Origin of the sequence: Sphingobacterium puteale (genome assembly GCF_050986225.1) — a bacterium.
Taxonomy (GTDB): Bacteria; Bacteroidota; Bacteroidia; order Sphingobacteriales; family Sphingobacteriaceae; genus Sphingobacterium; species Sphingobacterium puteale.
On the sequence record NZ_CP158959.1, the window covers coordinates 2,104,982 to 2,126,445 of the forward strand.

The 21,464-nt window shown below is 39.9% G+C and carries 22 protein-coding genes; 10 read left to right on the top strand and 12 right to left on the bottom strand.

Translation table 11 applies throughout. The features are described 5' to 3' along the window. Positions 1–6 precede the first annotated feature (6 nt). The 3 genes from ABTV71_RS08585 (at position 7) to ABTV71_RS08595 (ending at position 1,854) form a co-directional block, all read left to right on the top strand. Entirely contained in the window at positions 7–393 is a 387-nt protein-coding gene (locus ABTV71_RS08585) for a hypothetical protein (RefSeq protein ID WP_433902919.1), read from the top strand. Between the two features lie 42 nt (positions 394–435). Further along, entirely contained in the window at positions 436–1,308 is an 873-nt protein-coding gene (locus ABTV71_RS08590; RefSeq protein ID WP_433902920.1) for a helix-turn-helix domain-containing protein, read from the top strand. A 186-nt stretch (positions 1,309–1,494) separates the two neighbouring features. Then, complete coding sequence (locus ABTV71_RS08595) at positions 1,495–1,854, top strand: hypothetical protein (protein WP_433902921.1); 360 nt, start codon at positions 1,495–1,497, stop codon at positions 1,852–1,854. 377 nt (positions 1,855–2,231) lie between these two features. Here the strand turns inward: ABTV71_RS08595 and ABTV71_RS08600 are convergent, their stop codons facing one another. After that, positions 2,232–2,426, bottom strand: coding sequence for a hypothetical protein (locus tag ABTV71_RS08600; RefSeq protein ID WP_433902922.1), 195 nt, complete (start codon positions 2,424–2,426; stop codon positions 2,232–2,234). Between the two features lie 294 nt (positions 2,427–2,720). Here ABTV71_RS08600 and ABTV71_RS08605 point away from each other — a divergent pair, with 294 nt between their 5' ends. Beyond that, the gene (locus tag ABTV71_RS08605; RefSeq protein WP_121126022.1) at positions 2,721–3,632 is read left to right on the top strand and encodes a DUF6268 family outer membrane beta-barrel protein; all 912 of its coding nucleotides are present in this window, start codon (positions 2,721–2,723) and stop codon (positions 3,630–3,632) included. On the opposite strand, the gene ABTV71_RS08610 is transcribed toward ABTV71_RS08605, so the two are convergent. The 3 genes from ABTV71_RS08610 to ABTV71_RS08620 form a co-directional block, all read right to left on the bottom strand. Next, positions 3,629–4,342: a LytR/AlgR family response regulator transcription factor gene (locus tag ABTV71_RS08610; protein ID WP_433902923.1), complete on the bottom strand. Its 714-nt coding sequence runs from the start codon at positions 4,340–4,342 to the stop codon at positions 3,629–3,631. The genes ABTV71_RS08605 and ABTV71_RS08610 overlap by 4 nt on opposite strands. Positions 4,343–4,361: 19 nt before the next feature. Continuing rightward, positions 4,362–5,402 carry a sensor histidine kinase gene (locus tag ABTV71_RS08615; RefSeq protein WP_183078781.1) on the bottom strand — a complete coding sequence of 347 codons (1,041 nt, stop codon included), beginning with the start codon at positions 5,400–5,402 and terminating at the stop codon, positions 4,362–4,364. Positions 5,403–5,484: 82 nt separating this feature from the next. Beyond that, complete coding sequence (locus tag ABTV71_RS08620) at positions 5,485–6,081, bottom strand: porin family protein (RefSeq protein WP_121126020.1); 597 nt, start codon at positions 6,079–6,081, stop codon at positions 5,485–5,487. Between the two features lie 215 nt (positions 6,082–6,296). Between ABTV71_RS08620 and ABTV71_RS08625 the strand changes: the two genes are divergently transcribed. Next, a complete protein-coding gene (locus tag ABTV71_RS08625; RefSeq protein WP_433902924.1) occupies positions 6,297–7,316 on the top strand; it encodes an aldo/keto reductase in 1,020 nt (339 codons plus the stop codon). On the opposite strand, the gene ABTV71_RS08630 is transcribed toward ABTV71_RS08625, so the two are convergent. After that, positions 7,313–8,203: a helix-turn-helix domain-containing protein gene (locus ABTV71_RS08630; protein ID WP_433902925.1), complete on the bottom strand. Its 891-nt coding sequence runs from the start codon at positions 8,201–8,203 to the stop codon at positions 7,313–7,315. The two genes, ABTV71_RS08625 and ABTV71_RS08630, sit on opposite strands and share 4 nt — an antisense overlap. A 345-nt stretch (positions 8,204–8,548) precedes the next feature. On the opposite strand from ABTV71_RS08630, the gene ABTV71_RS08635 reads away from it, so the two are divergent. Further along, positions 8,549–9,745 (top strand): GTP-binding protein, encoded by a 1,197-nt coding sequence (locus tag ABTV71_RS08635; protein ID WP_433902926.1) that lies wholly within the window; start codon positions 8,549–8,551, stop codon positions 9,743–9,745. 251 nt (positions 9,746–9,996) lie between these two features. Next, positions 9,997–10,170 (top strand): hypothetical protein, encoded by a 174-nt coding sequence (locus ABTV71_RS08640; RefSeq protein ID WP_183078780.1) that lies wholly within the window; start codon positions 9,997–9,999, stop codon positions 10,168–10,170. Between the two features lie 67 nt (positions 10,171–10,237). On the opposite strand, the gene ABTV71_RS08645 is transcribed toward ABTV71_RS08640, so the two are convergent. Both ABTV71_RS08645 and ABTV71_RS08650 read right to left on the bottom strand, forming a co-directional pair. Continuing rightward, entirely contained in the window at positions 10,238–10,996 is a 759-nt protein-coding gene (locus ABTV71_RS08645; RefSeq protein WP_433902927.1) for a TIGR03915 family putative DNA repair protein, read from the bottom strand. Continuing rightward, complete coding sequence (locus ABTV71_RS08650) at positions 10,996–12,249, bottom strand: putative DNA modification/repair radical SAM protein (RefSeq protein WP_121126015.1); 1,254 nt, start codon at positions 12,247–12,249, stop codon at positions 10,996–10,998. Before ABTV71_RS08650 ends, ABTV71_RS08645 begins: the two co-directional genes overlap by 1 nt. A gap of 547 nt (positions 12,250–12,796) precedes the next feature. On the opposite strand from ABTV71_RS08650, the gene ABTV71_RS08655 reads away from it, so the two are divergent. Both ABTV71_RS08655 and ABTV71_RS08660 read left to right on the top strand, forming a co-directional pair. Beyond that, entirely contained in the window at positions 12,797–13,315 is a 519-nt protein-coding gene (locus tag ABTV71_RS08655; protein WP_121126014.1) for a pyridoxamine 5'-phosphate oxidase family protein, read from the top strand. A gap of 364 nt (positions 13,316–13,679) precedes the next feature. After that, complete coding sequence (locus ABTV71_RS08660) at positions 13,680–13,937, top strand: FUSC family protein (RefSeq protein WP_121126013.1); 258 nt, start codon at positions 13,680–13,682, stop codon at positions 13,935–13,937. A 96-nt stretch (positions 13,938–14,033) separates the two neighbouring features. Here the strand turns inward: ABTV71_RS08660 and ABTV71_RS08665 are convergent, their stop codons facing one another. From ABTV71_RS08665 to ABTV71_RS08680, 4 genes are all read right to left on the bottom strand, one after another. Then, a complete protein-coding gene (locus tag ABTV71_RS08665) occupies positions 14,034–14,501 on the bottom strand; it encodes a PA2169 family four-helix-bundle protein (RefSeq protein ID WP_121126012.1) in 468 nt (155 codons plus the stop codon). Positions 14,502–14,679: 178 nt separating this feature from the next. After that, positions 14,680–14,973 (bottom strand): hypothetical protein, encoded by a 294-nt coding sequence (locus ABTV71_RS08670; protein WP_121126011.1) that lies wholly within the window; start codon positions 14,971–14,973, stop codon positions 14,680–14,682. Between the two features lie 334 nt (positions 14,974–15,307). Beyond that, positions 15,308–16,339: a fatty acid desaturase gene (locus ABTV71_RS08675; protein WP_121126010.1), complete on the bottom strand. Its 1,032-nt coding sequence runs from the start codon at positions 16,337–16,339 to the stop codon at positions 15,308–15,310. Between the two features lie 222 nt (positions 16,340–16,561). Beyond that, the gene (locus ABTV71_RS08680; protein ID WP_433902928.1) at positions 16,562–17,290 is read right to left on the bottom strand and encodes a DUF4382 domain-containing protein; all 729 of its coding nucleotides are present in this window, start codon (positions 17,288–17,290) and stop codon (positions 16,562–16,564) included. Between the two features lie 222 nt (positions 17,291–17,512). Here ABTV71_RS08680 and ligD point away from each other — a divergent pair, with 222 nt between their 5' ends. After that, positions 17,513–20,215, top strand: coding sequence for a DNA ligase D (gene ligD, locus ABTV71_RS08685; protein ID WP_433902929.1), 2,703 nt, complete (start codon positions 17,513–17,515; stop codon positions 20,213–20,215). A 174-nt stretch (positions 20,216–20,389) separates the two neighbouring features. On the opposite strand, the gene ABTV71_RS08690 is transcribed toward ligD, so the two are convergent. Beyond that, complete coding sequence (locus ABTV71_RS08690) at positions 20,390–21,085, bottom strand: type 1 glutamine amidotransferase domain-containing protein (RefSeq protein WP_121126069.1); 696 nt, start codon at positions 21,083–21,085, stop codon at positions 20,390–20,392. Positions 21,086–21,464 lie beyond the last annotated feature (379 nt).

Consider the following 21,464-nt stretch of genomic DNA (forward strand, 5'->3'; position numbering starts at 1 on the left):
AAGCGAATGAAATCCTACAAAGTGAAAGCACTATTTGGAGTATTGATGGCCTGGGCAATTTGCCTACAGGCAACAAATCTGCTGTGGGTATTTATTGGCTTTGAATGCAATCGTGATTATATTGAACAAAACGTATGCATCAATCGTTATGGCCCTGTAGCGACCTGTAAAGGTTTCTGCTACATCAGCGAAAGAACAGTCCAACAGAAAGATTTCAGCGATGTACTCGTTAAGGTGAAAAGTGCCGAAATACTGCTATTTGCACGACTCGACGATGCCGTAAGTTGGGTGCAGCCGTTTAGCCTGATTTTAAAAATACGTTATCCGCAATCAAGGGGTCATCAATTGTCTCAAGGTATTTTTATGCAGATTTTTAAACCCCCTATCGTATAACCATTTCCCTTTAAATTTTTTATTGAAGAAAAGAATAAGACAATGGTAATACGAAAAGAAAAACTAGATTTTTTAAGACTAGAAGATATTGATTCGGCTTCCAATGGGATTGTTATTATGCCCGTCGCCGAATATTTACAGGTCAAAGGAAACCAGAACACATTGCATGCACGTTCGTTCTACAGTTTGCTGTCAATAAAGAGCGGAAACCTGATGATGGTGGCAGATAAAAGAATGTATGCCATGGGCAGACATGATATCGTCAGCATAAGCTGCAATTGCGTCTGTAGTTTCCAGCATCATGTACCTGTTGAAGGATGTGCTATCCTATTTACAGAGACATTTTTTATGCAGCGGTACAATACGGAAGTGATACATTATTTTAACTTTTTAAAATGCAACCAGATGCATGGCTTTGTATTGACAAGTGATGAAATTGAACGTTGTATTCATCTAATGGAATTGATGCAGGTGGAATATGATACAGCAAACTTGGGTTCAAGAGAAGTGCTGCGCAATTATCTGAATATTTTACTTCAGATGCTGGGCCGTCAGATCACCAAAAACTTCGGCTTTGTGCAGATGGATGAAAAGGAGGAAAAAATAGTTGCATTTGAGACCTTGGTTGATGAACATTATAAACATAAGCGATTCCCGTCTTTCTATGCGGAGCGATTGAATATTTCAGTGAATTACCTGAACCGCATTTGTCGTGAGAAGAGAGCCACAAGCTGTGGTGCACTGATCAGAGACCGGATCGTGATGGAGGCGGAGCGGCTATTGTATCATACCTTCAAAACGGTAAAGGAAATTGCCTTTGAACTGGGTTTTGAAAATGTGCCTTATTTCATCACATTTTTTAAATCCAAGAAGGGGCGTAGCCCAGAAGAATTTAGAAAAAAACAGGAGGCATAAACGACGGCAGAAGCGTCTTTTTCATCGAATGAAAAAGACGCTTCTGCCGTATAACGGACTAGAGTTACGAAAATGAAAATATATTGACTCTTTATTGAATGAGATCGGATAGAAACAGAAGGCATCGGAACTGTTATTTCTGCTTTTTGGAGAGATATAGTTTGATCTTTGAAAAAAAGAATAGCGATGGATTTTCCAATGTTTCATTTAGATTGGTTGAATGATGGTTTTAGGACAGGTTATCTATATATTTTTGGAAATAGTAAATTAAACAGCATGAGAATGTTACAAGTTTCAAGAGGCTATCTGTCTTTTATGTATCTTTTTGAGATAACCATATTGATCGCCTCGGCCTGGACATGGTATCAATACAAAGAGCCTCTTTTGTGGGTGATGGTGCTGACAGGAATATTTTCTGCACTGACTATCGTTTTTCAAAGTATACATATTTCTAGTCTGTACTTATTGATGCTAAAGGACAATACGCTACGGCATAACGATGAATGTCTTGAAAAGAACTACCAGTTTATTAAGGGACTTTATTAAGATCTTTTACATAACCTCAAGATTAGGCAGCAGGCTAGAATTTAGCTCATTCGCCTGCTGCTCCAATCCCTTTTTTAAGTTGTTGGGTTAATCCGCCAGTTCGATTTTTGAGACCAGGTAGGTCTTTCCGAAATTTTATGGATCATGACTGACAGTCGCCCGGATGGATTTCCATTTAGATACAGGTCCATTGCCAGTATGGATATTTAGTTTGATATATTGCCAGATCTCTTCTAATTTTTCGCGACAATTTCATCGCTATAGCTGAGATGGATGGCGGTTCCGATACGTCTGAAGGGCCTCCGTCCACTAGTACGGGACCTTTATAAGGAACCATCTTTGCTTTAACTTTATAATTATACCCCGGTTTTCGATCCTTAAAGCCCGACAGTGGTAGCTCCGGGGATACATTTTGTGGTAAAAGTAATAGGTTGGTCATGTATAGAGCCATAACAGTGGCTGACCAGAAGTTCGACCTCTTGCCCTTCTTTCAAGTTAAACCAGCCATATCCTTTCTCTTTTGAGCATGCTGAAAAAATAAATACGGTCACTAATAATAAAATGTGCTTCATGGCTAAATGAAAAGGTTTATAAAATTATTTCATTAACCTTTATAACGATAAGGCAAATCTTTATGCAACATCTACTCACTCGCACTCATTTTTTATTTTGATGTCATTCTTTTTCCATACCCCGTTTGACGAGATATAAAGTGGGGCGTCTAGCTCTTTGTTTTCTAAATACCAAAGAATAATCCCATTGTTTTTTTGAGATCGTGTCAGTGCTGCATTTGGTCAACGGACAGCAGCAATACGTCAAAATGTTTTCAGCTTCCGGGCGGCAAAACCTTCTTTTGCTGAAAAAACATGAAGAAAAAAATTTTATGTGCCATTCTGTTCAGTAGCTTAGCGACAATGACAGCACATGCTCAAAATGCAGTATCCGGACAGGTTGTCGTTGATTACGCCCCACTGTCAAACTATATCCGACCGGAAGATAGTGTAAAGACTGGTTCAAAAAGTGATTTCAAAAGGATACGGTTTAATCTGGAGATCCCCTTATCGACCAAGGTGGATTCCATGGGCAACATCAAACGCTGGTCATGGAAAGTGGGGGCTGCCTACGCGAAAATGGAAAACCGTAACTATGAGCAAGCTCTCTTTCCGACCGAAATGTTAAATGCCGAGATTGGACTGCAATATTTGACGTCTTTAAAGAAAAATTGGTCTCTGCTGACCTTTGCATCTGTTGGTATTTATTCTGATTTGGTCAAAGTAGACGGTAAAGATGTGCTGGGGCAGGGAGGAGCGCTTTTTATTAAAAGATTTAAACCTAATTTGGCTTTTGGCTTCGGCCCGATACTGAGTAATAGCTTCGGTGTACCGATGATCCTACCTGGATTGTATTTCGACTGGAAGACAAATGGAAAAGTAAAATTCAATGTGAATTTTCCCCAAGGTCTTTCTGCTGCTTATCAAGTCAACAAGTTTATGGATTTGAGAGCGGTGGTGAATCTGGACGGGATGACGGCCGAACGCGAAAAGGACGGAAAGTCCACACTCGGAGGATTTATGCTATTGACAGCTGGTCTTCAGCCCCAGTTTAACCTCGGCAAAAACCTCAAGTTACAACTAACGGGGGGAAGCACACTCGCACGGATGTATGTTGAAAACGATAGATCCATAAAGAGTATTTTCAAAGACAAGAAACAGGCTGATCCCCGTTTCTCGCCAACGTTCTATGCCTCCGCTGGATTTAAATGGAATATGCCCTATTAACGGCTGAGGAGCTTCTTAAAAACGACGTTTTGGAGAAGCTCCTCTCTTTTTGTACGTGAAATGGGCAAATCTCGCTCAGCAATGTATACCCGTCCGCCGGAGATGATATCAATATGGTTGACATTGACTAGGTAAGATTTATGAATGCGAAAGAAATGATTAGCAGGCAAAGCCTCTTCTAGTGCCAGCATGGTCTGATGGATCGTAAGTGTTCGCTCTTTAAAATGTAATTTGGTGTAATTTTGCATACTTTCGGCATAAAGGATGTCGGTCCATGAGATTTTGACGAAGGCGTCGCCTTGTCGGACAAAGAGCATGGTGTCGTTGGGACTGGGATCCTGTAATGTTTTGGTACGTTGCACAAATTGTTGATAGGCTTTGGTTGCCGCCTGAAAAAAACGCTGAAAAACAATTGGTTTTAGAAGATAGTCTATTGCCTGTAAGCGGAAACCTTCTAATGCATACTCCGAATAGGCGGTAATAAAAATGCACAGGGGTGGATTGTCGAGTGACTCCAAAAAATCAATCCCATTGAGGTAAGGCATATTAATATCCAAAAATATAAGGTCGATATCACTCTGTTGTAACCTAGACGCCGCCGCAAGGGCCGAAGGAAAAGTATCCACAAGTTCCAAAAAATCAACTTGCTCAGTCATTTCGGCAATATGCTGCCGTAACAACGGCTCATCGTCTACTATGATACATCTCATCTTTGTTTGTTCCATTTTTTTAGCAATTAAGATCAATTGTCAATTCGACACAAAAGCTGTCCTCATGCTTTTTGATCGCCAGGGAATATTTTTTTTCGTATTGCAGCTCCAATCTCTTTTTGACATTTTCCAATCCAATTCCGGAATGTCTGGTCGAAGCCTGCTGTGGATAGACCTGATAGCTGTTGCTGATTTGAAATCGGAAATGACCATTTTTTTCAATACAGTTAAGGTTGATTTTGCCTTTTTGATTTGGAAGCCGGTCCACATGTTTGAAGGCATTTTCGACAAAACAAATCAACATCAGCGGTACGATATGGAGATCTTCTGTTGACTGTGACCAAGTGCAGTTGACTTCCAGTTCATCTCCCCAGCGCATTTGTTCAATGCTGATGAAATTCTGTAAATATTGTAGTTCACGACTTAACAGCACGAATGACTGGTTGCACTCATAGAGCTGGTAACGTAGGATGTCAGAAAATTTTAATAGTAAATAATCGGCCATCTCTACATTTTTTTTCATTAGGATATGGATATGATTCAATACGTTGAACATAAAATGGGGATTGACCTGGTCTTGCAATAATTTGAGCTGGCTTTCCAGAAAGTTCTGCTGCAACTGGCTATGGTCCTGTTGAATATTGGCATGTTCCTGATAGAATCGGATGCCACAGGCTGTGCCATTGATCAGCAAAGAGGAAGGAATAGATTTATAGCATTGAACAAGTAATAGTGAGGCTCGTTCATCTTCCGGTAGTACTTGGCTATGCATAATAAAATAGACATCCACCACACTGATCAGTAGCGCTAAAATAACGACGAAAAAGATAGCTTTGAAAACAAAGGGCTTCATTTTTTGTGTCTTAATAGCTTTAGGCAAAATATTGTCACTCAGGAACTGCGAGATACTGATGGAACAGATCATGATTAATGAGCTATGGATCAGTGCGCTGGCTGTATCCATATCCTGCTTCACCTGTATCCACAGGGCAAACCAGAGGACAAGCCAGAAGAGTGTGAGAAACAAGTGCCGATGGAGGTAGTTTTTTTTGAGAAACATGGGACAAAAATAGTCAAATATATAACAAAAACCTTTGAAGGCGATACAATTGCCTCCAAAGGTTCTGATGTTAAAGGTTATGTTAGAATAAGAAATAACCTACCCCAATGGAAAATGCCTGCGGCTTGGATTTAAATGAATTGCTAAGGTCAGAAAATCCGCGTTCGTAACGAAGATCGATGCTGAACTTTTGGATATCTACACCAAGGCCGCCTGTAAATTGGATATTGGATTTATCGAAATGTTTGACTCCTTCTTTAATGGCTTTAAGCGGAGATAGGTTATCATTCAAGGTGTAATTGTATACCGCACCCGCAAATATTCGTAAGTTCATATCCTGTTGTTGAATGAATTTATAGCCGACCATCAGGGGAATATCGATCGCATTCCATTTGAGTTTGGTTTCGGTCTGTCCCTGTGGTTTAAGAGCGGCTTTCCGTTTGCTGAAGAGGGCCTCCCCTTGAATGTAGGCGCTACCGAAGTTGACACGTGCCATACCACCTAGATGAAGGCCCAAGGCGTATTTGTCGTCCAGATCCGCCAGTTCCGTATTGAGTTTGTTCAGGCTACTTCCACCTTTTATACCAATCTGAATGCGGGGTTGTTCCTGTGCGAATACCATTTTGCTTAACATCATCGCGAAGAGTACAACGCATGATAAAATTGTTTTTCTGTTCATTTTTATTGTTTTGATATGCGCAAAAAAACGAATGTTTGGGCCAGTACGGAAAAATCTTTGACGAATGGCGTCTTAGCGTTGACGAAAGCAAAAATGACGATGACGTCATCGGAGACTGTATTTTCATGATGTCGATATGTGCATACTTTAAGTCGATATAGCATAAAATATATTGTACTATTCTCCGTAAAATTGGTCTCTTAAAAAGAGAATTAATGACGTCTAAAGGAATCGGGAAAACGACTTTTGCATGGCTTCCAAAAGTCATTTATGGTACAAGTAGTTTAGGCAATTTGTATAAAGAAATGTCTTTTGCAGATAAATTAGCGATTATCCGAGCCTGTATTCAGCATGCCGAGGGCTTGGCTGTTTTCGATACGGCAGGTAAATATGGCGCGGGCCTGTCGTTGGAATCCTTAGGTGCAGGGCTCAAGCAACTGAAAGTTGATCCGTCAACGGTGTTGATCAGCAACAAACTCGGCTGGTATCGCATTCCTTTGGAAACGGAAGAACCTACCTTCGAATCCGGGGTATGGAAAGGACTTCGTTATGATGCTGAACAGCGCATTAGTTACGCTGGGATCTTATCGTGTTACTATCAGGGAAATCAATTGCTGGGAGATTATCCAGCACAATTGGTCTCGGTACATGATCCTGATGAATATTTGGCAAAAGCATTGAATAAAGCCGATGAGAACCAACGCTATCAGGATATTTTGGAAGCTTACCGTGCGCTAATTGAATTGAAAAATCAAGGCAAGGTACGCGCTGTTGGAGTAGGATCCAAAAGTTGGAAAGTCATTCAGCGCATTGCTCAGGATGTTGAATTGGATTGGGTGATGATCGCCAATAGCCTAACATTACACGATCATCCGGCTGAATTATTGGAATTTATTGCCGAATTAGCGGCCGCAAATATTACCGTGATTAATTCGGCGGTATTTAATGGCGGATTTTTGGTCGGTGGTGATTACTACAATTATCAGTTGGTCAATAGGGAAACTTTGGCTGGTGAAACATTATATAAATGGAGAGAGCAATTTTGGGAAACTTGCGAAAAATTTGCTGTTAAGCCCGCTGAAGCTTGTGTTGCTTATGGTTTCGGAATTGATGGTGTCAAAGCAGTCGCATTGAACACGAGTAAAGCGGAAAAAGTGAAAGACAATGTGGCCATGGTGAATCGGGTGATTCCAATGGAATTTTGGGATGAATTGGCGGTTTCCGGCATAATCTAATCAGGGGTAGATGGCTCATTTGTTAATGTTGCCACGCTGCGTTTGTAACTTGTCGGTGTCTCTCCGGTCACTTTTTTGAATAGTCTATTGAAGTAAGATATATTTTCAAATCCCAACCTAAAGCTCAGTTCCTGAATGCTGCTATCATCAACCAGCATCATTAACTGGGCTTTTTCTATTTTTTTTCGGTTCATATAGCTCACAGGGGTGTCATTCATGTGTTTTTTAAAAAGCCGGATAAGATGATCTTTAGAAAGAAAGATCAGATCGGCAAGTTGGTCAATGGAAATGGACTGGTGGATATGCTCGTCGATATAGTTCAATACTCGAGTGAGACGCTTTTCGACCTGAGGTATTTTATCGCTTGCAGCAGCTAAGAACCGGCTCATCAGTAACTGTATTATTGCGTGGCTTTCGGCTTCACGAGCAAATGGGGATGCTACCTGTAAGGCAATGCTTCTCATTAATTCGGTTGAGTTTTCATAACGCTGAGGGTCATAGATAGACAAAGCACTTCCGGGGTTGATCTGATGTAGGCGAATGATGAGCTCCTCCAACAGTTGATTGGCCTTGATAACCTTGGGAAATATGTAATGGTCAAAAATACTTGACATAATGTTAGGATTTTCATAGATATGGATATAATACAACGAGAATTTACCGTTACATTCATAGCTATGGTGGATATGGGCTGGTGTCAGGTATAGATATCCGGGCTGCATTTTAATCACTTCGTTCTGTAAAATTATCTGTGCTTCTCCTTCGCAGACATAGTGTATCCTGGCAAAAGGGCTTTTGATATTTTTAAAATTCCAGTCCGCATCATGCTCGGCATATCCGATGTTTAACAATGTAAAATCTAGTCTATTCTTTTCCCTTTTTATCATAATGAGCTAGGTGAGTTATTCGGTACAATAATAAATAATTAGATCAGAAATTGCTGCAAGATATTGCAAGTAAATGTCGATAATGTGCTATTTATTATCGGTAATTAAGTTTCTGTATCTGGTTAATTACGACTTCGTTCAGGGAGAAAGCTGTAACTAGCTGTTCGGTAAAATTATTAAAATATAAAAAAGGCACGCTTTTTAATGCAACAATATTGCATTTAATAGATATTGTTTTTAATTTTGTTCGAGACAAAAGCAAGAGGTGTATTGCTGCAGGGAATTGGAGAGAAGCGATGTCCAAAGGATGAAAAAATTGAAAATTAAATTTTAATGGCAATCACAATGAGAAAAAAACTACCTGTAACTGTATTGAGTGGCTTTTTAGGGGCTGGAAAAACTTCTTTATTGAATCATATTCTACATAATAAAAATGGTCAGAAAGTTGCGGTCATTGTTAACGATATGAGTGAGGTCAATATTGACGCGCAGGCTGTAGAACGGGAAAATGTACTGTCCCGGACGGAGGAAAAGCTTGTGGAAATGAGCAATGGCTGTATTTGTTGTACACTTCGGGAGGATCTTATGGTCGAGGTTGAACGTTTAGCAAAGGAAGAACGATTTGATTATCTTCTGATCGAAAGTACAGGAATCTCGGAGCCAATTCCGGTAGCGCAAACGTTCAGTTACGCAGATGCTGACAACAATATTGATCTATCTACATTTAGTTATATTGATACGATGGTTACTGTGGTCGATTGTTTGAATTTTGCGAAGGACTTTGGAAGTGCTGAAACTTTGCGGGATAGGGAATTGACGGACGATGATCATGACAATAGAGCAATTGTCAATCTTTTGACTGATCAGATCGAATTTGCCAACGTCATCATACTCAATAAAGTGGATCTCGTCGCCGAAGAAACAATAGGCACTCTGGAGGCCGCTATCGGTAAGCTTAATCCTGAAGCTAAGTTGATCCGGACACAATTTGGAAAGGTGAATCCGGAAGCGATTATGGGGACTGGTGCATTTGACTTTGAGGAGGCGTCAGCTTCCGCGGGCTGGATACGTGAGCTTGAAACTGAGCATAGGCCGGAGACAGATGAATATGGAATATCTTCGTTCGTTTTTCGGTCCCAACGTCCTTTTCATCCACAGCGTCTACATACTTATCTTAATGAGCGCTACCCGCGTAATATCATACGGGCTAAGGGACTTCTCTGGATGGCGTCTCGTCCTGATATCGCGATCAGCTTTAGCCAGGCAGGAGGAAGTGTGCGGATGGAAAGCGCTGGAGCATGGTGGTGCAGCATGCCTGAAGCGACACGCAGCCAGTATCCGATCTATGCTGAAGTGAAGAACGATTTGTTGAGGCGCTGGCATCCTGAGTGGGAAGACCGGAAAAATGAGCTGGTATTTATTGGGCAGCATTTGAAAAGAGAGGAATATTTGGCTGAATTGGAATCCTGTCTGTTGACAGTGGAAGAAAGCGAGGATTGGCGCTTTACCTGGTGGAAAGATGAATTTCCTGAAAATCTTTAACCGATTTCAGGATACCGGTGCCCAGTTATTTTAGTAGAACAAAAAACAAGTTGATTAGTGTATAGTTAAAGGCTGGATTGTTATAAATGGGAACTTTTTCTTTGATGTTATCTTGCTCATTAATAGTAACTAAAATTGTAATAATAGAAATCAGGACTTTTATAAATAATATAGGAGCAGTTCATTTTTTGAAACAATTTCAGATTATATATTGTCTTAAGATTAGTTAAATGAGTAAAATATATAATCTTATGAAAAAAATAATTCCTTTTGCTTTAATGTCGAGTTTATTGGTCCTTGTTTCCAGCTGCGCTGCCATTGAAGGTATATTTAAGGCAGGTGTCTGGTCGGGTATATTGCTGGTCGTAGTCGTCGTGGCAATTGTTATATGGATTATTAGCAAATTATTCGGCGGATCTAAATGATCGAAAGAGTGATCAGAGCAGGGCCGGGAGTAAGCGTGTTATTTATTGGCCCTGTGCTGATGATTACCTATTGTTTTTCGGTCAAGTATTTCCAATATCGCTTGGGAACATGTCTCAAGTGAAGTTTTAAATTCTGCCGAGATTCGATCGTAGTGCTTTTAAAATAGGTTTTCCAGAGATGCTGGAATTCTTTTTCCTTCGGGTCCAGATCTATTTCTAAACTGTAAGGATTCTGAACTTCATCCTCACCATAGCTAGATACCTCCTCTATATGGCGGCAATCGTAATAAAATCCGTATTTTCGCCGTATATCATAGATCAGCCATTGCTGATCAGTAAAGCGATTCTTAAAAAAGTCAACTACTAATGGGATGACATTAAAATCAGGTTCTACAATAGCTGTATACAAGCCATTGTCGGATTTGACAAATCGTATAAAAGCCTTCATCCGGTGTCTCTCCCGGCTCACTTTCTTAACCGTCTGATGTATGCGTAGCAAATCTGGTCGTCCATAATTCTGCATATTTATTTTTCCGGATCTGAAAAGTTCTACCATTAGCCGAAAGCCGTTGATCCATTCGGAGGGACTATCGCTTAGAAAATTGTGATAAAAGATCTTGCCATTTTGCGGTCCAATTATCTTATTCATTGCAGTCAAGATACGTAAGGCTTTAAGTTCATCTGTATGGATCTGCCGTTTCTGTGAAAAGATATTGATTTCCAGCTGCTGTGAAGTGGTTGGAATAGCGTCAAATTCTTTTCGTTCAAAAGCTTCGAAAACACAACATAGATAGCCATAATAACTTCCATCGAAAATATAATTCATCAAAATAATGTTAACTGCGTTTGAATGCTATTTGATTTGGTGCTGGTCTGGTGTCCAATAAGAGTTTTTCGAATCTGTTCCGGGTAATGAAATCCGGCACTTATGACGGTATCTACGCAAATCATAAAGTATTTGGCTCTGTTAAACGCAATTCCTAGCTTACGCAACTGGTATTCCTTTAATTTTCCGTATTGACGTGCCTGCACGATTTTGTTTGCGGACTGTCTGCCAATTCCGGGAATTCGAATAATTGAGCTGTAATCGGCCGTATTGATATCGATCGGAAAAAATTGGGGATTACGTAAGGCCCAAGCGAGCTTGGGGTCTATATCCAGTTCAAGCTGTTGATGTTTGGTATTTAGGATTTCATGAAGGGAGAATCCGTAGAACCGCAATAACCAATCTGTTTGATAAAGTCTATTTTCACGAACAAGGGGAGGTGTAGTGCCGATTTGCGGAAGCGTACTATCTGTCGCGTTTATGGGTATATAACCTGAATAGTAAACGCGCTTAAGTTTATAATCTTTATAAAATTCATCAGCGGTCCGCATAATCTGTAGGTCTGTCTCTGGGGTAGCTCCAATGACCATCTGTGTACTTTGGCCTGCAGGGACAAACAACGGTAGTTTTTTGACAATATTTTTATGCTGTTGAATGTTAAGGATTTCATTTTTGACAATTGCCAAAGGCTCACGGACGGATTGATGGTCTTTTTCTGGGGCAACAAGCTTTAAGCCCTCCTCCGTAGGGATCTCCAGATTGACACTCATCCTGTCAACATATAGGCCGGCCTGCTTCAATAGAGACTCGCTGGCTCCAGGGATAGCTTTTAAGTGAATATAGCCATTAAATCTCTCTTCGGTGCGAAGCTTTTTTACGACGAGCATCAATCTTTCCATCGTATAATCTGCGGATTTAAAAATACCGGAACTTAAAAACAGGCCTTCGATATAATTACGGCGATAGAAATTCATCGTCAGGTCGACGACTTCCTTAACTGAAAATGCAGCTCGTTGGACATCATTGCTACGTCTGCTGACACAAAATGAGCAATCGTAGATACAATAGTTGGTCATTAAAATCTTCAGCAGGGAGACACACCGGCCATCCTCGGTATAGGTATGGCAGATACCGCTCGCTGATGCATCACCAATGCCATTGGTATTTTTGCGTTTTCCCCCACTGGAGCTACAGCTGACATCATATTTTGCCGCATCAGCTAAGATTCTCAACTTATCGTCAAATCCAATCATGATCAATATTTTAGTAATTTATGTAAAATTACTATTTTTATTAGTAAATATAATACAGCAAGGGCTAAAAATAATTCTGTAGGTCTGTGTTGGCAAAACGAGTCCAAAGTTCTTTTTCCAAAGATGGTAACCTAAAAAGACTCGGCTTCGAGTTGGAGGGAAACTATGGAAGTGCTAATAAGATCATCTCTTCCATCCCAATAGGTTGCTATTCTTTCAATCATCTTTTATTTGTTTATGTCTACAATTTATCCATATTACCCCAAACAAATGGTTGATTTAATGTCAGGAAGAATAATTATACATAGGCGATGATAATAGAAGTTATAATGGAATAGATTCTTCGAACGTATCCATTTACGGAAATGAACTTTATACGGTGGATTTCGCTGTTATATAAGTCGTTTGCGATAGCATAAAGTTGATGTAAGATGTCGATAATATTGTCCAGGAAATATAATCTTTTACCGGATATGTACCTGTAGCAAGTTTCAAACTTAATCGAACTATTTGATGGGAGTGGTTGTTCAATAGTAAACGACATATTATGGCAGAGAAAAATATGAAAAATCAGGAAGCATTGGATAAACTGAAAACAATCATCGATCAGATCGACGTAGGTACTATTTGTTCTTTTAGCAAGGAGTCTGTATATCCACATGGTGTTCCTATGAGTAGACAGGAGGTTGACCCTGCGGGGGACATATGGTATATTTGTTCCGCAGAAAGCGAAACTCATCAAAATATCGAAAACGATCCTAGAGTCTCGCTCTTTTATGCAGATCCAAAAAATTATACTTTTTTGAGCGTCAATGGTACGGCCAGTTTATCCAGGGATCAGGCAAGAATTGATCGTTACTGGAACAAAATGATGGAAGGCTGGTTTAAAAAGGGGAAGGAAGACCCCAATATCCGGCTAGTGCGTGTAACTCCTCAAGATGCGCATTATTGGGATTCGAATTCCAATAAGATTGTCAATATTTTTAACATGCTGAAGGCGACGGTAACTGGTCATTCCGAGGATATTGGCAAGGAAGGGGATTTAAATCTCAGAGCCGGAAGCTAAGATATCATTTACGCCCGCCCAATATAAGAAAGATAACCTTTTAAAGGGGTGGGAACAGCATATATAGGAATAAACATATAGCTGAATCGCAGGCAATGAATAGATCCAAAAGTCTACATATATTATTTCATGTAGACTTTTTTGTTGGCACGTTTAGTTTTTAAGATGATTTAATAACGGATTTTCCCGTTATCAATGCATAGGATCCCAGACTTGCTTAAACTCAAAAAGTTTTAAATTACATAAAAGAAATTTAAGGTATCCATCTTCTGGAAAAAAAGAGTATATATCCTTGCAGTGATATATGCGGATAATTTTTTGTGTGTATATTTGATTCATATAGACTGACCAAAATATTGACACTATGAAAGAACGAGAATTAAATGAATTGACTGACCAGGAATTATTGGAAAGAAAAAAGCAGCAAAAAAGCAACAAACTGATCAACGCCGTGCTAGTTGGATTTTGTGCCGGTGTATTGATTTATGGTATCGTGAATAAGGGTATTACTATTTTCACATTTATGCTCCTCGTCATGGGCGCTTGGGCATTTATGCGTTGGAAAAAAAATGACGAAGCTCTTGATGATGAACTAAAATCCAGAAACCTGAATAAAGAGTAATCTATATGTTTAAAATAATGATACCGAAGCCTTTAGCGCTTCGGTATTAGGATTGTGAAGAAATCCAGATGTTAATTTAACCTTGTCAGTCGTTATTTATAGCGAAGCATTATCACGCAACATTTTTATGTTGTCATGCGCTTCCAGCTGTTTGTTTAATTGCATTGCCAGTACATTTTTTAAATTGGGCGTTAGCTCATCAGTGTCTTCCTCCAGCACCTTTTTATAAGTGGCTTTAAAGGCGTCCTCACCTTTTTCACAGCTTTCCAGCAGGCTTTTTTTATCGTTGCCAGTGACATTCACTTTTATACCCATCCAAGCTCTAAAAAGTTTACCACTGAGCATGGTACCGTCTGTAGGCTCTTTTCCTTCAAGTTCCATGTAAGGTGTCAAATCTGCAATAAACGATTGGGATTGATCGATGTATTTTCTAAAGTCTGGTTCCAGTTCATGCAGTCCGTGGTTGTGTGCAAGTTCTATCGCTTTGTTGTAGCCTTCGATTCTATCGTTATTGATCTTGATAATGTCATTGATAATTTCGGGGTTATTGATGTTATTTTCCATATTAAATTTGATTTATTTACATTTAATAAACCTAGCAAAGGGCTGCTCCGTTTGCCCTATATGCGATTCAGGTATTTAATCCTTTGCTCAGTATTTTTACGAGCTGGTTATCGAAACTTTAAAAATGGTATGATAACAGTGAGATTCAATAATTACAATTCCAATGCATGGGCGTTTTTTAGACGTTAATGTCCCCCGATAAATCAGGTTTATCATTTTCTTTGTCTTCCTGCTCATCCTGAGCCTCATCAGGATCATGTGTGCGATCATCTTTAATACCTGATAAATCTGTATTTGGATTGTTATTATGATCGTCCGGATCTGCTGTGCGATCGTCTTCGTCTGTGAAGATGCCTTTATTTTGCTTACTTAGATCTGGGCTTGGTTCCCTTGGGTCCGGGTTGGGAATAATTGTCATAAGAAAGATGTACATACCCCGATGTACAATTTTTGGGTTATTGAATGGTTTCATATAATTGTCTTTTTTATATAGAACCGATCGAAGAGGTTTAAAGTTGACCGAAGTAATACGCAACTTGCTGCGTTTATACCTGAATGATAGGAATCGAAGAATCGCAACCTAAGAAATAACCATTTATTAGTAAACGTTTTTTATAAAAAACAATGCATGGTGCCATCGTTTGGATTTATAGAATTAATTTATATTATTTCGTGCGGATGAATTATTAAATTAAGAGTTGGGATCAACAAACAAAGTAGCTCCATCTTTAGCGGCTTTGTTTGTTGATTCGTGAGGGGTAAATGCCAGTGAAATAGTTTATAGCAATATTACTCTTTTTTAATTGTTATTTTTTGGCATCAATATAAGGCTTGTGGTACTGCTCATTGAACCGTTTTTTGTCGTCGCGATAGCTACTGACGGCACCTAACTTGTGCATCAACTTGATATAACACCAGGCCAAGTCGATCTGGTAAGGCCTAAAACCACTACGGGCGCTTTTGGGATAGAGGTGATGGTTGTTGTGCCACTCGCCCGCTACGATACCGGGCCAAAGTTGATTGATGGATTTGTCTTTTTCATTAAAATCTATCCCTTCCCGTTGTTTATCTTCACCTTTGGCATGGCCTTCATAATTAAAAGTACGTACACCAATGGCCCAAAATCCAGCCGCACCAAACAAGCAACAAGCCAGAGCGTGTCCACCGATCAAAAAGAATACAATATACCAAAATGACCAGTTCAACACCCAAGATAGAATCGCATGGGTCGGATTAACATAAGAGCCCCATTTTTGATATTGTGCATAGCTATTGGCGGTAACCCCAGTGTGCTTCATAAGCAGTTTTACACGGTTATAAGAGTTTTCGTTCAGATCTTTGGCAATGGGTTGATGGTTTACATCTGCTAAGAAGCAATAGAGAAATCCTGCCTGTGCATTGTACGGATCTCCGGGTTGATCGGATTTTGCATGGTGGACATGATGAGAAATTACATAAATTTCTTCGGGTATTACATTTATAGTAAGATTTTGCGTAAAGAAACGCCAGAAGGAGTTTCTAAATTTAAAGGCACCATGTGTGGAAAACCGATGATGCCAGATGGTACCATGCGTACCCATAACGATCATACTGTAGATAAAAGCTGCCAGGACCGTCCACCAGCTAAGGTGGGCAAAGAGAAAAACAAAGAAAAATGGAATAAGACAAGCTACTTTCAGCCAGCTAAAAAAGGGGAGCCAGTTGCGTTGGTCCTTAAAAACATTCAATCTTTTGAAAAATTCGCTGAATATCTGTTTTGGGCTCGGTTTAATAAGGTCTCCATTGTCGTCTTTCCATCCGTAGCTGGGGGTTTGGAGTACATGATCTAAAAAGGGCATTCTGTTGGTTGATTCTAATTGTTGATAAAGTGCTAAGCTACGGTATATATCGGTTAAAAAGTGTTAATTCAAAAAGTTTAACATAATAAGACCATACTTTTTAATGTAATCGTCGGGTTTTGAATGACAATAGGCATTTTTTGTCTTCGCCCTACTACCGTCTCTTTACCAATATGCTGTCCATTGGTAGTTGAGCTGTTTCAAAAGGTTCGCTAACGGTTGTTATTGGACTGAAATAGTACCTATATGTTTAACGCTTCCCTTTACGACTTGAACGCCTTCAATAGTTTTGTCCATGTAACCTGACACTGTAGGTTGAATAACGATTTTGTATGTGCCTTCTGAAATACCCGGAAAATAGAATTTCCCGACGGAATTAGCTAAAGTTCCAACGGTATCGACTCCATTGATGGCGAACACATGTGCCAGTGAAGCTGCAGGATTAACAGTACCGGTAATTGCACCTGAAGTCGCTACTGGAATTGCACGGATGACCGGTTTAAGCAGGTATTTACCATTGCCAGTTTGTACGATTGACTTCGATGCATCAAAATCAAGTAAAAGAGTATAGGCGACATTAGGAATCAGTTCGTCTTGCACTTTTATCTTAACTCCCGAAGACTGACCGCTGGGCGTTGTGAGCGGATGACGGGTCCCATCAATCCAGATTTCATTCCCCTCATCTTCAAGTTTTAGTCTGATTTCCTGAATCATACCTGAAGGAACGTCATCACCTGCAATTACGGTATCTTTACCCATTGTATAATTGAGAATGTTAAATGGGTTTCCGTCAACATCTAAACTTTCACTGCCTGAACTTGTACGTATTTCAACTTCATCAATGTTTAGGTGAATGGCATCATAATAACCAGGAGCGTCCGTAATTTTAATGGTAACGGGAGTTGTGGGAGTAGATCGGTAATCATCCTCACTACACCTGCCTAACAGCATTGTGGCTGCTAATGCAGTGAAAATTAAATTTATTTTCATAGTTAGTATTTTTATGACACCCGATACAAATGCTGTGCTAATGTATTTAAAATGTTACATTGGTGTTGGAGGTGAAATGAAAATTATAGCACCGTTCATGAGAAATATATGTTGTTTATTTAAACCTTTTTAGTTGCAGCATTGTGTTATGATTAACATTATTTATCATTAAAAAATGGTGCTATGGGATTAACGAAATATAGAGACAAACGCACTGCCGAAAAAACTCCGGAACCCTTTGGCGGAAAGCCGAACGGCAAGGAACTGAGATTTGTTGTACAGAAGCATGATGCCTCTCATTTGCATTATGATTTTCGCTTAGAGATGGATGGAGTGCTGAAAAGCTGGGCCGTACCAAAGGGGCCTTCTATGGATCCAACGATCAAGCGACTTGCTATGATGGTCGAAGATCATCCCTATGATTATCGAAATTTTGAGGGAATTATTCCTAAAGGTCAATACGGTGGCGGAACTGTGATCGTTTGGGATCAAGGAACTTATGAGTCCGTAGAAGGTGCAAAGGATGATATCGCCACTATGGACAAAAGTCTCAGACACCAGCTCTATTCCGGAAAGTTAAAATTTAGGCTTCATGGAAAAAAGCTGAAAGGAGAATTTGCACTGGTCAAGGCTCATGGACGAGGGGATAACGGCTGGTTGCTGATGAAACTTGAGGATAAATATGCAAGCGATCAGGATATCACAAAAAAAGATAAATCCGTTATCTCCGGTAAGACCATAGCGCAGATGGAAAAATCACCCGATAAGGTATATGGGAAAAAGATTGTTAAAAAAGATAGCACACTAAAAGATAAACACAGTACAACAAAAAAGGCTGCTGAAATGATTAGCGAACAGTCTGAAGCAAAGCCTGAAGAACCATTAGAAACTCAGATGGTGCCAGATAAACTGTTGAAAAAATCTCCCGCGCAAGCCTTTTATACCCATATTGAGCCTATGCTTGCAACCTTGGTTGATAAACCTTTTGATAATGGTGACTGGGTTTATGAGGTAAAATGGGACGGTTATCGGGCGGTTGCCTTTATGCATAAAGGGGAAGTGGAACTGAAGTCTCGAAATGACAAGAGTTTCAACGAAAAGTTTTACCCCATTTACGATCAGCTCAAGAAAATAAAAATCAATGCGATTATGGATGGGGAAGTGGTTGTATTGGACAAAAATGGTGTAGCAAATTTCGGAGGTCTGCAGAATTGGCGCAGTGAAGCCGACGGTGATCTTGTCTATTATGTATTTGATATCTTGTGGTATGAGGGTAAAGATTTAAAGAGCCTATCTCTTCTCGAAAGAAAAGCCATTTTAAAAACTGTACTTCCGCAGAACGAACAAATTCTTTTCAGTGAGAGTTTTGATACTTCCGGTGCCGACTTTCTTAAGGAAGCGAAAAAGCTAGGCTTGGAAGGGATCATGGCTAAGCGAAAATATAGTAGCTATCATGCGAATAACCGCTCACATGACTGGTTAAAAATTAAAGCCAATAAGCGTCAGGAAGTTGTTATTGGTGGTTATACCCTAAACGATGATTCAGGTAAGTTATTTAGTAGTCTGCTTGTAGGCATATACGAAGAGAAAAAACTCATTTATACCGGAAAGGTTGGTACCGGCTTCAATACTAAGATGCAAAAAGAAATGATGACATTATTTAAGCCATTGATCATAGAAGAGGCGCCTTTTGCAGAAGAACCTAATGTCAACAAACCTTCGCGCTTCCGTCCCAATCCACCACATGCATCGGTGACTTGGTTGCGGCCTGAACTCGTATGTGAGGTCAGTTTTACGGAAATAACGAACGATGGCGTTATGCGACATCCTTCGTTTGTTGGTATGCGGGAAGATAAAAATCCAAAGAAAATAATGCTCGAAAAGGAAGAGCCAGTACAACAGATTGTTGCAGATAAAACGAATCATATGGTTAAATCGCGTATGGCTGGAGGACGCAAGACCTTGTTAAATCCAACAGAGAAAACTCAAGTAAAAAAAATCAATAAGCAGGAGCTCAGGTTTACCAATCTTGACAAGATTTTTTGGCCAAAGGAAAAGATCACCAAAGGCGACCTTATCAATTATTATTACCAGGTTGCACCCTTCATCTTACCATACCTAAAAGGTAGGCCTCAGAGCATGAACCGATTCCCAAATGGTATCAATGAAGAGGGGTTCTATTTCAAAGATGTTACCGATACCGCGCCGGAATGGGCTGAACTTTATTTATATCAAAGTGAAACGGATAATCGGGATAGACATTATCTCGTCGGGAAGGACGAAGCAACTTTATTATACATGGCCAACCTCGGTTGCATAGAAATGAATCCTTGGAACAGTACAGTTAAAAAACCTGATCATCCAACCTACTGTATCATCGACCTTGATCCGGATAAAAACTCTTTCGATCAGGTGATCGAAGCAGCTCAGGTGACCAAGCAGATTCTGGACAATATGGGAGTGCCTAGTTATTGCAAGACAAGCGGTTCTACAGGGCTTCATATTTATATTCCTTTGGGAAACAAATATACTTATGATCAAGCTAAAGAGTTTGCGCGTATCATCGTGACTTTGGTGCATGCTGAAATACCAGCTTATACTAGTCTCGATCGTACTGTACGTGACCGAAAAGGAAAGATGTATCTGGATTTTCTTCAAAATAGACCTCACGCAACTATTGCGTCGGTCTATTCTGTCCGTCCAAAACCTGGAGCTACTGTGTCCATGCCACTCCACTGGGACGAGGTAAAGAAGGGACTGAAGATGACCGATTTTACTATTTTTAATGCCATAGAACGGATAAATAGTATGGGTGATATTTTTAAGCCTGTATTGGGCAAAGGGATCGACCTAAAAAAGATCATTCGTGCCTATTCTGCGAAATAGTCTTATTTCTGTTAATATAGCGTCACCTTTCATTGTTAAATAAAAACGCCATTATAATAGGACTGAGCCTATAATAATGGCGTTTATAGAATAAAGCAATGTGCAATACCGTTAAACTTAGTATTTCTTTCTGCTATACATTCGGTATTGGTATACTTTTCAATCGTCAGACGACTATTGCTTCAACAGAGTTAGCAGTTCTTTTGCAGCCTCTTCTGATGAGCCGGGATTTTGGCCAGTGATAAGCTTACCATCTTTGACCACATGACTGCTCCAATCATCACCTTTACTATACTGTCCGCCAAGATTGATCAATTCGTCTTCAACTAGAAAAGGGACAACATCTGTCAACTGTACAGCTTCCTCTTCGGAATTCGAAAAACCGGTAATTTTTTTGCCCTGCACCAATGGACTGCCATCAGGATTTTTTACAAATCGAAAGACTCCAGGGGCGTGGCACACAGCAGCAACAGGTTTATTGTGCTTCCAGAATGTCTCAATCAATGAAATAGAAGTTTTGTCATTTGCGAGATCCCACAGTGGACCATGGCCACCAGGATAGAAAATTGCGTCGTAATCCTGTTCATTAATCTCAGACAAAACGACACTGTTGGCTAATTTGCGCTGAAGTTCATTATCCGCATCAAAGCGCTTTGTTGCTGCGGTCTGGAAATCAGGAAGTGCGCTTTTGGGATCTATAGGTGGTTGCCCGCCTTTTGGCGAAGCGATGGTGATGTCAATGCCTGCATCGGCCATAATATAGTAGGGAGCTGCGAACTCTTCCACCCAAAAACCTGTTTTAGCTCCTGTATCTCCCAGCTGGTCATGTGAAGTCAAAACGACCAATACCTTTAAATTCTCTTTTTTCATCTTTTTAAAAATTAATTGTCTAAATGGTAACACAAAATAGGGCATAAATCTTCAGACCCCTATGTGATATACATCACATTTTAAAGAATGGTTTGTTTTGGTGATATAGACCACATTATTTTTAGTGATAGAGCTGGCTGAGTGTCTCACGACCCCCCGAGATAAGATGCAATCAAATGTTTTGGAACAATATTATACAATTCAGGATATTGGAGCACCAATTCCTCATAACGACTGCGCGCGTCATTGTTGAGTAGGGATAGAATAATGGATGGTTTTATCGATATGTTGCCTGAGAATTTCGCGACCGTTCATAGCTTACAGTTAATTAATGGACTAAAATTAAGCAAAATCTCCTGATCTCAGCGTGCTGCGTCTT

What these genes read in the sequence shown, in the direction of transcription:
- ABTV71_RS08585 (WP_433902919.1), top strand. Translation starts at nt 7, where the DNA reads ATGAAATCCTACAAAGTGAAAGCACTATTTGGAGTATTGATGGCCTGG.
- ABTV71_RS08590 (WP_433902920.1), top strand. Translation starts at nt 436, where the DNA reads ATGGTAATACGAAAAGAAAAACTAGATTTTTTAAGACTAGAAGATATT.
- ABTV71_RS08595 (WP_433902921.1), top strand. Translation starts at nt 1,495, where the DNA reads ATGGATTTTCCAATGTTTCATTTAGATTGGTTGAATGATGGTTTTAGG.
- ABTV71_RS08600 (WP_433902922.1), bottom strand. Translation starts at nt 2,426, where the DNA reads ATGAAGCACATTTTATTATTAGTGACCGTATTTATTTTTTCAGCATGC.
- ABTV71_RS08605 (WP_121126022.1), top strand. Translation starts at nt 2,721, where the DNA reads ATGAAGAAAAAAATTTTATGTGCCATTCTGTTCAGTAGCTTAGCGACA.
- ABTV71_RS08610 (WP_433902923.1), bottom strand. Translation starts at nt 4,342, where the DNA reads ATGAGATGTATCATAGTAGACGATGAGCCGTTGTTACGGCAGCATATT.
- ABTV71_RS08615 (WP_183078781.1), bottom strand. Translation starts at nt 5,402, where the DNA reads ATGTTTCTCAAAAAAAACTACCTCCATCGGCACTTGTTTCTCACACTC.
- ABTV71_RS08620 (WP_121126020.1), bottom strand. Translation starts at nt 6,081, where the DNA reads ATGAACAGAAAAACAATTTTATCATGCGTTGTACTCTTCGCGATGATG.
- ABTV71_RS08625 (WP_433902924.1), top strand. Translation starts at nt 6,297, where the DNA reads ATGACGTCTAAAGGAATCGGGAAAACGACTTTTGCATGGCTTCCAAAA.
- ABTV71_RS08630 (WP_433902925.1), bottom strand. Translation starts at nt 8,203, where the DNA reads ATGATAAAAAGGGAAAAGAATAGACTAGATTTTACATTGTTAAACATC.
- ABTV71_RS08635 (WP_433902926.1), top strand. Translation starts at nt 8,549, where the DNA reads ATGAGAAAAAAACTACCTGTAACTGTATTGAGTGGCTTTTTAGGGGCT.
- ABTV71_RS08640 (WP_183078780.1), top strand. Translation starts at nt 9,997, where the DNA reads ATGAAAAAAATAATTCCTTTTGCTTTAATGTCGAGTTTATTGGTCCTT.
- ABTV71_RS08645 (WP_433902927.1), bottom strand. Translation starts at nt 10,996, where the DNA reads ATGAATTATATTTTCGATGGAAGTTATTATGGCTATCTATGTTGTGTT.
- ABTV71_RS08650 (WP_121126015.1), bottom strand. Translation starts at nt 12,249, where the DNA reads ATGATTGGATTTGACGATAAGTTGAGAATCTTAGCTGATGCGGCAAAA.
- ABTV71_RS08655 (WP_121126014.1), top strand. Translation starts at nt 12,797, where the DNA reads ATGGCAGAGAAAAATATGAAAAATCAGGAAGCATTGGATAAACTGAAA.
- ABTV71_RS08660 (WP_121126013.1), top strand. Translation starts at nt 13,680, where the DNA reads ATGAAAGAACGAGAATTAAATGAATTGACTGACCAGGAATTATTGGAA.
- ABTV71_RS08665 (WP_121126012.1), bottom strand. Translation starts at nt 14,501, where the DNA reads ATGGAAAATAACATCAATAACCCCGAAATTATCAATGACATTATCAAG.
- ABTV71_RS08670 (WP_121126011.1), bottom strand. Translation starts at nt 14,973, where the DNA reads ATGAAACCATTCAATAACCCAAAAATTGTACATCGGGGTATGTACATC.
- ABTV71_RS08675 (WP_121126010.1), bottom strand. Translation starts at nt 16,339, where the DNA reads ATGCCCTTTTTAGATCATGTACTCCAAACCCCCAGCTACGGATGGAAA.
- ABTV71_RS08680 (WP_433902928.1), bottom strand. Translation starts at nt 17,290, where the DNA reads ATGCTGTTAGGCAGGTGTAGTGAGGATGATTACCGATCTACTCCCACA.
- ligD (WP_433902929.1), top strand. Translation starts at nt 17,513, where the DNA reads ATGGGATTAACGAAATATAGAGACAAACGCACTGCCGAAAAAACTCCG.
- ABTV71_RS08690 (WP_121126069.1), bottom strand. Translation starts at nt 21,085, where the DNA reads ATGAAAAAAGAGAATTTAAAGGTATTGGTCGTTTTGACTTCACATGAC.